12 protein-coding genes, 1 tRNA gene and 1 pseudogene are annotated in these 14501 nt (G+C 39.7%); 5 read left to right on the top strand and 9 right to left on the bottom strand.

Translation table 11 applies throughout. From position 1 onward, the window contains the following. Window positions 1-231: 231 nt before the first annotated feature. Together FTT77_RS12620 and map are read right to left on the bottom strand one after the other, a co-directional pair. Window positions 232-1458 (bottom strand): pyridoxal phosphate-dependent aminotransferase, encoded by a 1227-nt coding sequence (locus tag FTT77_RS12620; protein ID WP_111883988.1) that lies wholly within the window; start codon window positions 1456-1458, stop codon window positions 232-234. A gap of 270 nt (window positions 1459-1728) precedes the next feature. Further along, window positions 1729-2556, bottom strand: coding sequence for a type I methionyl aminopeptidase (map, locus tag FTT77_RS12615; protein WP_078190315.1), 828 nt, complete (start codon window positions 2554-2556; stop codon window positions 1729-1731). Between the two features lie 207 nt (window positions 2557-2763). Here map and rpsB point away from each other — a divergent pair, with 207 nt between their 5' ends. The 3 genes from rpsB to FTT77_RS12600 all read left to right on the top strand — a co-directional run bounded on the left by rpsB (window position 2764) and on the right by FTT77_RS12600 (window position 5211). Next, window positions 2764-3510 (top strand): 30S ribosomal protein S2, encoded by a 747-nt coding sequence (gene rpsB / locus FTT77_RS12610; RefSeq protein WP_078190314.1) that lies wholly within the window; start codon window positions 2764-2766, stop codon window positions 3508-3510. A 141-nt stretch (window positions 3511-3651) separates the two neighbouring features. Then, the gene (gene tsf / locus FTT77_RS12605) at window positions 3652-4527 is read left to right on the top strand and encodes a translation elongation factor Ts (RefSeq protein WP_078190313.1); all 876 of its coding nucleotides are present in this window, start codon (window positions 3652-3654) and stop codon (window positions 4525-4527) included. A 174-nt stretch (window positions 4528-4701) separates the two neighbouring features. Beyond that, entirely contained in the window at window positions 4702-5211 is a 510-nt protein-coding gene (locus tag FTT77_RS12600) for a DUF3465 domain-containing protein (protein ID WP_180109403.1), read from the top strand. Window positions 5212-5464: 253 nt separating this feature from the next. Here FTT77_RS12600 and FTT77_RS12595 read toward each other — a convergent pair. The 7 genes and pseudogenes from FTT77_RS12595 to FTT77_RS12565 all read right to left on the bottom strand — a co-directional run bounded on the left by FTT77_RS12595 (window position 5465) and on the right by FTT77_RS12565 (window position 11954). Further along, window positions 5465-5921: pseudogene (locus tag FTT77_RS12595) on the bottom strand (DUF962 domain-containing protein). A 152-nt stretch (window positions 5922-6073) separates the two neighbouring features. Beyond that, the gene (locus FTT77_RS12590) at window positions 6074-6688 is read right to left on the bottom strand and encodes a septal ring lytic transglycosylase RlpA family protein (protein WP_180007647.1); all 615 of its coding nucleotides are present in this window, start codon (window positions 6686-6688) and stop codon (window positions 6074-6076) included. Between the two features lie 286 nt (window positions 6689-6974). After that, window positions 6975-7976 carry a lytic murein transglycosylase B gene (mltB, locus tag FTT77_RS12585; protein WP_180007648.1) on the bottom strand — a complete coding sequence of 334 codons (1002 nt, stop codon included), beginning with the start codon at window positions 7974-7976 and terminating at the stop codon, window positions 6975-6977. A 786-nt stretch (window positions 7977-8762) separates the two neighbouring features. After that, window positions 8763-9413 carry a hypothetical protein gene (locus tag FTT77_RS12580; RefSeq protein ID WP_180007649.1) on the bottom strand — a complete coding sequence of 217 codons (651 nt, stop codon included), beginning with the start codon at window positions 9411-9413 and terminating at the stop codon, window positions 8763-8765. A gap of 17 nt (window positions 9414-9430) precedes the next feature. Next, window positions 9431-10249, bottom strand: coding sequence for an NADPH-dependent 7-cyano-7-deazaguanine reductase QueF (queF, locus tag FTT77_RS12575; protein ID WP_180007650.1), 819 nt, complete (start codon window positions 10247-10249; stop codon window positions 9431-9433). After that, window positions 10249-11022, bottom strand: coding sequence for an ABC transporter permease (locus tag FTT77_RS12570; protein WP_078190306.1), 774 nt, complete (start codon window positions 11020-11022; stop codon window positions 10249-10251). The genes queF and FTT77_RS12570 overlap by 1 nt, the downstream gene beginning before the upstream one ends. After that, window positions 11019-11954: an ABC transporter ATP-binding protein gene (locus FTT77_RS12565; protein ID WP_168378014.1), complete on the bottom strand. Its 936-nt coding sequence runs from the start codon at window positions 11952-11954 to the stop codon at window positions 11019-11021. The genes FTT77_RS12570 and FTT77_RS12565 overlap by 4 nt, the downstream gene beginning before the upstream one ends. 188 nt (window positions 11955-12142) lie before the next feature. Here FTT77_RS12565 and FTT77_RS12560 point away from each other — a divergent pair. Both FTT77_RS12560 and atzF read left to right on the top strand, forming a co-directional pair. Next, window positions 12143-12218 (top strand) — tRNA-Arg (locus FTT77_RS12560). 468 nt (window positions 12219-12686) lie between these two features. After that, window positions 12687-14501, top strand: a complete 1815-nt coding sequence (gene atzF / locus FTT77_RS12555) for an allophanate hydrolase (protein ID WP_180007652.1) — start codon at window positions 12687-12689, stop codon at window positions 14499-14501.

Raw genomic sequence — 14501 nt, 5'->3', positions numbered from 1 at the left:
AAAGTCGTTTGAATGATTTCTTCTTGGTCTACGTGCCATAAAATACTCCATATATTGATGTTTATAACATCATTTGGGGAGCAAAATATCACTTATAAGTGTTGTTCAAATTTCCTGATCCACCTCTTCTTATTATCCTTAAATGGAAACATAGCAAATATTATAAAATGGCTCAGATATAAAAAAACCCGCGAATATCGCGGGTTTTTTTGATTCGATCTTTAGATCAAATTATTTTTCAGCAGCAATTGAAGCAATCGCAGCATCTACGCCTTCGATTGAATCAGCAGCTTTCTTAATACGTGCAAGCGCATCTACAAGTACTTCGTCTGCAGTTGCATAAGAAATACGCATGTAGCCACCAAGACCGAACGCATCGCCAGGAACTACGGCAACACCAGTTTCTTCCAATAACCATGCAGAGAATTCTGTGCAAGATTTTAAACCTTTTGCACGAATCAATGGACGGATGTTTGCGTATGCATAGAATGCACCATCAGCAGGAAGGCAAGTGATACCGTTGATGTCGTTCAAGCCTTTCACAACTAGGTCGTGACGGCGTTTGAATGCTTCAATCATTGGCTCAAGAACGTCTTGAGGACCATTCAATGCAGCTTCAGCAGCAACTTGTGAAATAGAAGTTGGATTTGAAGTTGATTGAGATTGGATTTTTTTCATCGCACCAATAAGTTTAGCAGGGCCCGCTGCGTAGCCAATACGCCAGCCAGTCATTGCATAAGCTTTAGATACACCGTTAAGAACGATTACGCGATCGTAAAGGTCTGGTGCAACTGTTGCGATGTTGTAGAATTCGTCGTCCCAACGGATTGGTTCGTACATATCATCAGAAGCAACTAAAACTTCAGGGTATTTACGTAGAACGTCAGCTAAAGCAAGTAATTCTTCTTTAGTGTAGATCATACCTGTTGGGTTAGAAGGGCTGTTTAGAACCACTAAACGAGTTTTGTCAGTGATTGCAGCTTCTAATTGAGCAGGCGTAATTTTGAAACGTTGGTCTTCACCACATTTCACGATTACAGGAGTACCTTCAGCAATGATCACCATGTCTGGGTAGCTTACCCAGTAAGGAGCAGGGATAATTACTTCGTCACCTTTGTTTAACAAAGCAAGTGCCAAGTTAAAGAAAGATTGTTTACCACCACAAGAAACCAAGATTTGGTTTGCAGCGTAATCAAGGTTATTGTCGCGTTTTAATTTAGCAATAATTGCTTTTTTAAGACCTGGAGTACCGTCAACAGCTGTATATTTAGTGAAGCCATTGTTGATAGCAGCAATTGCAGCATCTTTGATGTGTTGTGGGGTATCGAAATCCGGTTCACCTGCGCCTAAACCAATTACGTTTTTACCAGCAGCTTTCAATTCAGCAGCTTTGTTAGTAACAGCAAGTGTAGGGGACGGTTTGATGCTATTTACACGATCAGACAGACGTACGTCCACGGCAGTATTCCTTCTTATAGGGATTAAAAAATAAAAAGCACACTATCTTAGCTTAAATGCACAGTAATGGGGAGTGGCAAAATCAACAATGTGCAAAAAAGTGTGATATTCTATCCTAACCATATAATTGAGAAAATTTACATTGAGTTACTTAAATTTTTAATCAAATTTTATGGCAAATTCTTAAAGTCACGGATAAAAAAAAGGCATAAAAAAGGCCACAATATCTGTGACCATTTTTAATAAAATTTTGTGCTTCAAATACTTTGCTTATTGAACAAAACGCGATAGATCTTCTTCGGGGCGAGCAGTTAGCACTTCTACACCATTTTTTGTTACAAGTAGCGTGTGTTCGTACTGTGCAGACAAGCTATGATCTTTAGTAACGACAGTCCATTTATCACCAAGAAGTTTGGTTTTCCAGTCGCCACCGTTCACCATTGGTTCGATGGTAAAGGTCATGCCTTCTTCTAAGATCATGCCTGTATTGGGTTGACCGTAGTGTAAAACTTGTGGTTCGTCATGGAAAACAGTACCAATACCATGACCACAATATTCACGTACAACGCCAAAACGTTCTGATTCAACATATTGTTGAATGGCATTACCAATATCACCCATGGTTGCGCCCGGTTTTACTACCGCCATACCACGGTACATGGCTTCTTGAGCAACTTTACATAAACGGTTCGCTAAAATAGTGGTTTCACCACCCACGATGTACATCATGTTGGTATCACCGTGGTAACCATCTTTAATCACAGTGACATCGATGTTTAAAATGTCACCTTTTTTTAACTTTTTGCTTTCAGATGGAATACCGTGACACACCACATGGTTCACTGAAGTACAGATCACGTGCTGAAATGCTGGACGACCCGGCGCAGCGCCATAACCTAGACATGCAGGAATAGCTTCTTGTTTGTTGACAATATAGTCATGACAAATCGTATCAAGTTCGAGGGTAGTCACACCTGGAACAATATGCGGTTTGATCATATCCAAAACTTCTGCCGCCAGTCGACCCGCGACGCGCATTTTTTCAATTTCGTCAGGCGTTTTAATTAATCGACGTGGAGCTTCGTAAGTACTGTTCATGATCTCTAAAAACTTTTGGAAATTTGTATGTGACTATGGTATAAATAGCCGCCCATTTTATCAAATGCTTTTTCGTGAATATCTTTCACGAGCTTTGTGCGATGGGGCAATAAAATCCGCACATATATCGACACATTTCTCTGGGTGCCTTTTTAGGTGGAGAATGCGGGTATATGGAGGCCTAACCCAAACTTTAAGGTAAAGAAAATGGCAGATTACAACGTAAGCATGCGCGACCTTCTTCAAGCAGGCGCACACTTCGGTCACCAAACACGTTTTTGGAATCCAAAAATGCGCGAATACATCTTCGGCGCGCGCAACAAAATTCACATCATCAACCTTGAGCACACTGTTCCTGCGTTAAATGATGCTTTGAACTTTGCTAACAACTTGGCTAGCAAAAAGAACAAAGTTTTGTTCGTTGGTACAAAACGTGCAGCTTCTGCAATCATTCGTGAACAAGCTCAACGTGCAGGTCAACCATATGTTGATCACCGCTGGTTGGGTGGTATGTTGACTAACTGGAAAACTCTTCGCCAGTCAATCAACCGTCTAAAAGACCTTCAAACTCAATCTACTGACGGTACTTTCGCTAAACTTACTAAACGTGAAGCTTTAGAACGTACTCGTGAGATGGAAAAACTTGAACGCGCTCTTGGCGGCGTTAAAAACATGGGTGGTTTACCTGACGCATTATTCGTAATCGATGTTGATCACGAAGCAATTGCAATTAAAGAAGCTAAAAACCTTGGTATTCCTGTTATCGGTATCGTTGATACAAACTCTAACCCAGACAACGTAGACTACGTTATCCCTGGTAACGACGATGCGATCCGTGCAGTTACTCTTTACGCTTCTGCTATGGCTGATGCGATTCTTGCTGGTAAAGAATATGCTCAATCACAAGCAAATGCACAAGCTAAAGGCGAAGAAGCTCCTGCTTCTGAGGCTTAATGCGTTTGACGTAAGCTTGTCATTTTTGCGACACGTGATGGTGGCAAAGTAAGCGTCATGTATGCAGACGGCCCAAGAGACAGCTCTGGGCCGTTTCTGTTCTAAAAAGAATTCATTTTCTACCGTATTTAGGAGATTAACATGACTGCAGTTACAGCAAGCATGGTTAAAGAATTGCGCGATCGTACTGGTCTTGCAATGATGGAATGTAAAAAAGCATTAACAGAAGCGGGCGGTGACATCGAATTAGCGATCGACAACCTTCGTAAATCTGGTCAAGCTAAAGCTGCTAAAAAAGCGGGTAACATTGCTGCTGACGGCGCGATCACTATCGCTCAAGAAGGCAACAAAGCAATCCTTGTAGAAGTTAACTGTCAAACTGACTTCGTTGCTAAAGACGAAAACTTTGCTGGTTTCTCTGCTAAAGTTGCTGCTGCTGCGCTTGCTGCTGGTGTAACTGACGTTGCTCAAATTGCTGAATTGAAACTTGAAGATGGTGCTACTGTTGAAGAAGCTCGTATCGCGCTTGTTCAAAAAATCGGTGAAAACATCCAAGTACGTCGTGCTCAAATCGTTGAAGGCGACAACCTTGCAGTTTACAAACACGGTTTAAAAATCGGTGTTGTAGTTGCATACGCTGGTGATGCTGAAACTGGTAAAGGTTTGGCTATGCACATCGCTGCATTCAACCCAGTTGCTGTAAACGAAGCTGGCGTTTCTGCTGAACTTATCGCTAAAGAAAAAGAAATTGCTGAAGCGAAAGCAATTGAATCTGGTAAACCAGCAAACATCGTTGAAAAAATGGTAACTGGTTCAGTTCAGAAATACTTGAACGAAGTTGTTCTTGAGAACCAAATGTACGTTATCGACAACGATAAGAAAGTTGCAGAAGTTCTTAAAGCAACTGGTACTACTGTTGCTAACTTCGTACGTTTCGAAGTTGGTGAAGGTATTGAGAAAAAAGCTGAACTTTCTTTCGCTGAAGAAGTTGCTGCTGCTCAAGCTGCTGCAAAATAATCTCTGATTATTTGTAGAAAAAAGCCCTCGTTTTAGAGGGCTTTTTTTATGGCTGTAGCTTTACTGATTTCAAAGCTATTTAAACTTTATATTGTGTGCATTCTTGTTCACAGATTCTATTTTTATCAATTTTAATGACTATAATGAGTTGAAAATTTAGATTTAAACTATCTTATGGCAAACAAAACAAACTTAACCATCGGCGGAATTATTGTTGCGCTTGTAGCAGCTTATTTCGGAATCGATTTACAACAACAAAAAACTGCACCAGTTCAGACGACAGCTGAACAAAACTCACAGCCACAAATAGAACCAGTACAACCCGCAGATGCTCAACAAAAAGGGCAGAGTGCTGAAGATATCATTGCGCATGCATTTAAAAGTAAACTCAGTAATGTTCAGGTTGAAGGTGCAGGTCAAGTGAAAGCGGTACTACGAGATGATAATGAAGGTAGTCGCCATCAAAAGTTCATTTTGACCTTAAATAATGGTCAAACGCTTTTGGTCGCGCATAATATCGATCTTGCTCCACGAATTGACGACTTGCAAAAAGGCGATACAGTTCAATTTTACGGTGAATACGAATATTCAGATAAGGGTGGTGTGATGCATTGGACACATCACGATCCGAATGGACGTCATCAGGATGGTTGGTTAAAGCATCAAGGTAAAACCTATCAATAAAAATCACGTAGTCATTTTTAACTTTAGTCATTTAAATGATCATGATTCAGATGAAGCTATCAACATAAAATTGGATTAACCATATTGAGTAAAAGCCAGTGTTTAAACACTGGCTTTTTGGTCGTATAAATAGAAAAAATGATTGGAAATACCAGAGATAAATACACCTATAAACAATAGGGTTTTAAGCATCGAATATGAAGAAAACCGATGTGGAAAAAGTGAAAAAGAGATCTATGAAATTAATCGTGCTCTAAATGCTCTTTATTTGCGATTTATAGCGTGTTTTCCAATTACCAAGTACTTTTCCTGCAAATGTATCTAAACACCAAATAGGGCCAATGAGGAGGAATTGGAGATCTTTGAAAAAAGAGGGCTTTTTACCTTCAATTTTATGGCCATAAAATTGACCAATCCATGCGAATATAAAGAGCGCGATATAAAAGCCATATCCAACTGGTAACACCCAAATTAGCCATGCCATGATTAATGTTAACGCGGCCATTGCAACAGCAAGGACAATGTCTAAACGTGCGTAAAAGATAAATGCTAAAGCAAGTAAGACAGCAGTAAGTAGCGCGCTAAAATGCGCCAATATGCCAACGATTGAAAAATAAATCGTGGGTACGCAAATCCAGTGAATCCATTTTATTGGTTTTATTTTGATGACTTTCGCTGTATTCATCAAACCATTCGTTGATTGTTTTCATGATAGTCCTTAATCATGGGGAAGGACTTCAATATAAACAAGAATGCGGGAAGGGTCAAAATCAGGATTACTGATGATTTGAAAGGCTAAGAGGCTACAAATAAAAAACCACGCTAGGCGTGGTCTGTTAAATGCAGTCACTTCATTGGAGAATTAAGAATTTGGACCGTCTACGCGTTCAATGCTCACATTTGCAGTACCCGCACTGGTAATACCCAATTGCTTAGCAGCACCATAAGATAAATCAAGAACACGGTTACCATGGAATGGACCACGGTCATTTACTTTCACCACGACGCTTTTACCATTATTGCGATTCGTAACACGAATAAAGCAATTAAGTGGCAGGCTACGATGTGCTGCTGTAAGTGCGTTCATGTCAAACGTTTCACCGCTTGCTGTTTTACGACCGTGGAATTGACGACCGTACCAAGAAGCAGTACCTGTTTGAGTGAACTTACGAACAGTATTCGATGCAACAGTATTTAACTTTTCAATCACTGAAGGCTCATCTTCAGGAATTTCGATTTTAGCAGCGATTGTTTGACGACGAATTTTATCGCCAGAACGCTCAGTGATTGAAAGGCTACTTAAATTCGTAAAGTTTGAATTGAAGCTTTGAGCTTCTTTATTCAATACACGAGCTGCAAGACGCGAGTTGTCATTATCATGATTGAATGATGATGACTGAACCATCTCAGCTTGTGACTGACTTAGCGCAACTGCCGTGGCAAGCGCTAAGGCATATTTAATAATTGATGACTGCATTGTTTATCTCCCAATGGCATATTTACTGGTTCAACTAAGTCGCTGATATCCATGTAAACACGTCTGATATTTCACTTTTGCAACTACATTTAACGAGATGGATAATATTCATGCCATCAATAGGCTGTCTAGTGTTTAATTAAAATACTTTGAAAATGTCTAAAAAATTAACAATAGTTGGTTAAAAAATAATCAATAATGTAACAAGGTGTGTAAAATGACGATTAAATGCTCATTTTAATGAAAATATTTGTTGACTTTTTTGCTATATAGGAAATAACCAGTCTTATCGACTGGTAACTTCAGTGCCTAAAAGCCATAGCGCAGTCGCATACATACGGCTTTTGTTATAGGTTGTAATGACCTGAAAATTTGGATAAGTGATGTAATAAATTGGTCCATAACTATCTTGCAATTGGATGACATTGACCAAATCGAGATCATCGATTTTTACTAATGGATTCATAGGGGTTACACCTTGAGCCTTGAGTACACCATATGGTGTTGGCTGGTTTAAATCCTTTGCAATAATAGCATCTGGGTTGTTTCCACTGTACCGAGCAGCAAAAGCAATTGGTTGATTACGCTGCCAACCATAATTTGCTAAATAATTTGCAATTGAACCAATGGCATCGACAGCTGAATTACGCAGGTCAACATGACCATTGCCATCGTAGTCCACACCAAATTTTGGAATGTTACTTGGCATAAATTGAGGATAACCCACAGCACCTGCATATGAACCGACGACAGAGTTGGTTGGAACACCATCTTTATATGACCAAGCAATCAGTGCAGCAAGTTCATCTTGGAAATATTGCGCACGGCGTTCATAGCCAAAACCAAGGGTCGCCAAAGCATCACGGGTAATAAAATTACCTTTATTGCTGCCATAGCCTGTTTCAACACCCAAAATGCCTAAAATCACGGATTGAGGCACACCAAATTGTTGTTCTGCACGATTTAAAGTGTCGGCATATTGATTTTTGAAGCGAACACCGCGTTGAATTGTACTTTCAGCTAAAAAATTGGTTTTATATTGATACCAAGGCTTTGATTCGCCGGGTCGATTCATAATGCTAATAATATTGGGTAGGTTTTTACTACCTTGCATTGCCCAATCAATTTGACTCTCACTTAAACCATAGGTTTGCATGGTATTTTGTTTAAAAGCTGCATAGGCTGGATGAGACTGAAAGTCGTTGGCTTGACAGAAACTAGTCAGTGAAATTGAACCGGCCATAATGGCAATATGTGATAGTTTTTTATAAAAATTTCGATTTAGCATAAATAAAAAATTTCCAGTTGCTTTAGCGATGAGTATGAACAAAATTTCGAGGGGAAAAGATCCTGAAAATTGTGATGACCTTCTGGTTTCATAGCTCATTAAAGGTAAACGTTACCAATAGCAACTAAGATACCACTGACAGCGCATGCTTTCATAAATAGATATACAAAAAAAGACAAAGCAAAGGGTTTTTTCGCAGTTAACATATTGAAAAGTGACATATTCATTTACATAACTTTCAAATATTCACAAATCATTTGAAATAAAGATGACTCTAAAACTCATGCGTCATAAAAACGCAGAACGAGTAAACTTTATCGCGTTGCGAAATACTGTTTAGAAGCTACAAAAGTTGCAATGTTATATCTAAAAATAAAGGGATAGGATTAAAAAGGTATCGGTCTAAAACACCCATATGCAAGCAGTGTTTTATTCATTACATAGTTTTTGTTCGCCAGCGCTTCAATGCTGTTGAAAACGTCGCTATATAGTAGAAATATAGACTGAATGATAAAAAAGAAAGAGATTGAATATTAAAATGGACGCATTGAAATTTAAGCCAAAATGACGGCTCACATTAAAATATGATCTATATTCAGGTTCTTCCTGTTCTTTGTAGATTTTTAAAAATTGTGGATATCAATGTACTGTCTTTCTTTTAATAAAAATCTGTTCAATTCTAGAACTGTGTTTGCATGACTATATAGTCATTGTATCGGGATTCGATTTTATGCGTTTAGCCATAAAAAAACCTAGCTGAAGCTAGGTTTTGACGAGTAGTGCGATTTATTTGTTAAACATCGAATCATGTGCTTCTGCAAGGGCACCTAGCTCTTCTTTGGTCAGATTTGGGAAAATCTTATCAATTGCAATATGAATAGCTTTAATCACAGCAGAAGAACCGATATCGGCTGCTTTACGCTTAATCATGCCTAAATCGAGTGTTTTATTAAAGTCATTCATAAAATGACGCACTGCAGCTTCAGCAAACTGTTTATACAGTTCACCAAAAGCAGCTTTATTGATATCTACACCCGATTTAATTTCGGCATAACTGTTCTTAAGGTTAGTGACCAATCCTGCATCTAAGCTCAGACCTACACGATAAGTGCCAGTCGCGTCTTGAAATAAACTTCGTTCTGAAAATTCAATGGATTGTTTCACCACATCATTCGGAGATTTACCCAATAGCTGCTTTAACAATACAGCGACTGTTGATTTGACATAGCCAGCCAGTTTTTCTGCTGTGTCGCGCTTATCGCTTGCAGGAAACAGATGAACAGGAGCTAATATAGTTGCACCAATGATTTCTTCATTAATCAGCAAAGCTGTTTTATCACGTAAAGGATAAAGGGGTTCACTCGAATTTTTTTTCGCGTGACCATTTTGGATACTGCTTAGAAGTTCCTCAGAAGGAATAAAACCAAAAAATGGCATCACTAACCTCAATTTTTTTATTGTCGCGCCAATCGAATGGGGCGAGGCATCCATGTTAAATCCGATACACGACAAGGGTTGATATCCAATCCACCACGGCGTGTATAGGCAGCATATACCATCAGCTGACTTGGTTTTAAATGTTGCCAAATATCGGCAAACATTTGCTCCACACATTGTTCGTGGAAACCATTATGCTGACGGTAAGAAATAATATAAGCCAGAATACTACGATAACAAGGCTTAGTACCTTTATACCGTATAAATACCGTTCCCCAATCAGGTTGACCCGTGACTGGACAGTTACTTCTTAATAAATGTGAATAAAGTTGAATTTCAACTTCTTCTTGCGCTGCATCTTCATCTAAAGAGAGTAAAGCTGCATTTGGATGATTTTCTAACTGGGTGGGTTCTAAGTCATCAATACAGATGCCTTGCGGTTTTGAAATTTCAACTTCATCAACATGAAATAGATCAATAGTCACAGCGGCATTGGCTGCAGCAGATAAGTCTTTTTCAACGGTTGCTTTAAACGCTGCCTGAGAATCAAATTTGGTAAAGTTCATACTATTAAAGTAGAGCTTTAAAGATTTCGATTCGATGAGGTTGTCTGAACTTGCAGGCAAAGTTAAACGGCCAATAGCGACTTGAGGCACACCAGAAGCATTTAACCAAGAAATTTCAAAAACATGCCACCAGTCTGTACCTTGGCGGATGCCTTCCACATGGGCATATTGTTCACGTGCAGTGGCACGTGCAATCGGAAACAGAATAGCAGGTTGATATTCTGTTGGGTAATTGGTGTCTTTGCCTAAAAGGGATTGTTCTACACTCATTATTCACGCATTCCTGAACCACGAGAAAGTAAATGATACGCCACGCCATAAAGTACAACGCAACATGCAGTAATAACTGTCAATGAAATGCCGACATTCACATCGCTATGACCTAAAATACCGTAGCGGAATGCATTGACCATATACACGACAGGGTTGATTAAAGAGAGATTTTGCCAAAAAGGACTCAGTGATGAGATGGCATAGAAAACACCGCCTAAATAAGTCAGCGGAGTCAGGACGAAAGTCGGGATAATCGAAATGTCGTCAAAAGACTTTGCATAAACAGCATTAATAAATCCGCCAAGAGAAAACAGCAGCGAAGTAATGAGAACTGTATATATAGTTACGAAGATATTGGTCAGGTGTAATTCAGTAAAAAATAGGCTCATCGCAGTGACAATAAAGCCGACTAAAACACCACGGCAAACACCACCGATCACATAACCCCAAAGCACCATGTGTAACGGCACTGGACTCATGATTAATTCTTCGATGCTTTTTTGAAATTTTGCACTAAAGAAACTGGATGACACATTGGCATAGCTGTTGGTAATGACCGCCATCATAATTAAGCCGGGCACGATGAACTGCATATAGCTAAAACCACCCATTTGCCCAATGCGTGAACCGACTAAATTACCGAAAATCACAAAGTACAAACTCATGGTGATTGCCGGTGGGAGAAGGGTTTGCGGCCAAATACGCATGAAACGGCGAATTTCTTTATACACTAAGGTGTAGAGGGCAATACACAGTTGGTTAAAATTCATTGTGCTGCACCTTCAAGATTTTTTTCGACCATACGGACAAACAGTTCTTCTAGTCGGTTAGATTTATTACGCATACTTCGAACCTGAATACCTTGAGATTCCATGAGTTGGAATAAATCATTCAAGGTATGGCCTTTATCCATAGTGACTTCTAAGGTGACAGGATCTACTAAGTTGAAACGGACACCAATAATTTCTATATGGATCGGTTCAATGGGTTCGGCTAGATCGAAAATAAAGGTTTCTTCATTCAACTGGCTGAGGAAACCTTTCATGCTGGTGTCTTCTTTAATCACACCACGATCAATAATTGCGATTCGACGGCACAACATTTCAGCTTCTTCTAAATAGTGTGTCGTTAAAATAATGGACGTGCCTTTTTCGTTCATTTCAGTGAGGAAATCCCACATCGAACGGCGTAGTTCAATATCAACACCAGCAGTCGGCTCATCTAAAATCAGCAGTTTAGGTTCATGCATCATGGCACGAGCGATCATTAAACGGCGTTTCATACCGCCCGATAGCATGCGTGCTTGGGTGCTACGTTTTTCCCAAAGGCCAAGCTTTTCTAAATATTCCTCTGCACGTTTCTCTGCTATCTTTTTAGAAATACCGTAATAACCAGCTTGAGTCACCAAAATATCAAATGTTTTTTCAAATTGACCAAAGTTAAATTCTTGAGGTACAACGCCCAAACACTGCTTTGCATGCGAGGGATGGGTATCTAAATTGTGCCCAAAAATTTCGACAGTACCTGAAGTTTTACGGGTTAGTGAACTGATAATACTAATCGTGGTAGATTTTCCTGCACCATTGGGACCTAAAAGTGCATAAAATTCACCTTCGGGTACTGTTAAATCAATACCTTTAAGCGCCTGAAACCCATTTTTATAGGTTTTTGACAGCTGCTTTAACGTTAGTGCATCAGTCATAAATAATTCACTCTATAAATAGTATGAGTATTGTGCGATATCGGGGCAAATAAACCAAGTAAATCGTATGGAATTCTGCATTTTAAAAATAGAACGTTGTATAAAGCTTAAGCAGAAAAATACCTAACATCTATATAGTTGCTTTACCTTACAGTTTTTTTTGTTATGATGTGCGCAATCCAAAATAAGCGCTCATAGCTCAACTGGATAGAGTACAGGTCTCCGAAGCCTGTGGCGTGGGTTCGAGTCCCGCTGAGCGCACCATTTTTTAGTTTTGATTGTTGAACTAAATTTTGCGAATCAATAGCTTTTATTATTACTACTTTTCTATTCAACCCGATCAATCTCAAAGCCCAATATTGCTTTAGCCATCATTGATGTATCTTTTTCTATATATAAAATTCAAAATATTTCTCAGTTCTTTTTATTCTAAGTTCAAAGTCATACAAAACATCTAAATTGAAAGCTTATAAAGAGTGAAAATAGAAAGTTCACTGTATTTATATCTGCATCTAAATGAAAAGAATCTATTGAAAACACGATTATAAAAGTCATGCACCAAAATAGTGGAGCTTGGAAACTTAATAGAACATTTATCCTTTTGTACTGGCTAAATAAAATAGGCAAATGATTGATAAAATATATTAAGATATTGAAAAATAAATAATAATTAGAGTTGGCATGATGTGTGCAACACAGTATTCAAACTTGGATACAAGAATGAGCACATCAATGAACTCAATAAAAACTTTAGGCTGGACCTTAGCGGAATGGAAAGCGGCCTACACGAATAACACAATTCAACTTGAAGACTTATATGCCTTGGTCGAGCAATTTGATCGCGTAGACCCAGCATGGATTTCCATTGCATCTATAGAGCAATTAACTTCTCAGATTAAAGCTTTAAAACAAATTGAAAATGCTACGGCCTTACCTTTATTTGGTGTGCCTATTGCAGTGAAAGATAATATTGATGTGGTGGGCTTTGCATCGACGGCTGCGTTTAAATTATTTACGGACATTAAAACTGAAGATGCCTCTGTGGTGCAGCGCTTAAAACAAGCAGGTGCCATCATTGTAGGTAAAACCAATTTAGATCAATTCGCTACTGGTTTAGTCGGTACGCGTTCGCCATTTGGTGCCGTGCCGAATACTGTTAATCCTGACTATGTAAGCGGTGGTTCAAGCTCTGGTTCAGGCAGTGTAGTAGCACGTGGTTTAGTCCCGATTGCACTCGGTACAGATACTGCAGGTTCAGGACGAATCCCTGCAGCTTTCAATAATATTGTCGGTTTAAAGCCGACCAAAGGTCGCTTTTCAAATACAGGCTTATTGCCTGCCTGTAAGAGCTTAGATTGTATTTCAATTTTTGCCTTAACCGTCGCTGATGCAACTGCAGTGGCAGAAGTTATGGAAGGTTTTGATGTAACCGACAGCTATTCACGTGTGAACCCAGCAACAGCGCCTGCAAAGTTCAGCGCACAATTAAAGTTAGCCATTCCAAAACAGTTAGAATTTTTTGGCGATGCTCAATCTGCTGATGCATTTCAGCAAGCACTAACTGAATTAAAAAACTTAGGTGCAGTACTAACTGAAATTGATTTCAGTCCTTTTGCAAAATTGGCTGCACAACTGTATCAAGGGTCATGGGTAGCAGAGCGTACGGCAGCCGTAGCTGAAATTTTAGACAGCCATGCAGATGACTTTGATCCAACAGTTTTAGAAATTATTCAAAAAGGGCAGCAGTACACTGCGGTGGATGCTTATAACGCCGAATATTTAAAGCAAGATTTGGCACGCCAAATTCAGCAAACCTTAGCGCAATTTGATGCTTTAGTGGTGCCAAGTTCGCCAACCATTCACACACTGGCTGAAATGGCAGAAGCGCCAATTGAAAATAATAGCCACTTTGGCACCTATACCAACTTTACTAATTTAGCTGACCTCAGTGCCATCGCTGTACCTACAGGCTTTCGTGCCGACGGGCTGCCTTTTGGAATCACATTCATTGCGCCGGCTTGGCACGATACGGCTCTAGCAGACTTTGCAGAAAAATGGCAAAACCACCTGCAATTACCGCTGGGTGCAGTAGCTAAAACATTGCCTGACGCAGCTTCAGTCATTTCTGCACCATCAGCACAGCATTTTCGTGTTGCTGTTGTAGGCGCACATCTCACAGGTATGCCACTCAATTTCCAACTGACAACACGCCAAGCCGTGCATGTTGAAACCACAACGACTTCTGCCGATTACGCCCTCTATGCACTGCCGGGCACAGTACCGCCGAAACCAGGTTTAGCGCGTCAGGAAGCGGGTCAAAAAATTATTGTCGAGCTTTGGGATATTCCAAAAGCACGCTTTGGTGAATTTGTCGCCGAAATTCCAACACCACTAGGTATGGGCAATGTCGAGCTTGCCGATGGACGTTGGGTGAAAGGCTTTATTTGTGAACCTTATGGCCTAAACGGTGCAAAAAATATCAGTGAATTTGGCGGCTGGCGCGCTTATATCCAATCACTGCAAGCAACAACAGCAAAATCAAATTAA

The organism is Acinetobacter sp. YH01010 (genome assembly GCF_013420775.1).
GTDB classification, from domain to species: Bacteria; Pseudomonadota; Gammaproteobacteria; order Pseudomonadales; family Moraxellaceae; genus Acinetobacter; species Acinetobacter amyesii.
Note: the sequence above shows the minus strand (reverse complement) of the source record. Positions and strands in the feature narration are given on the sequence as shown.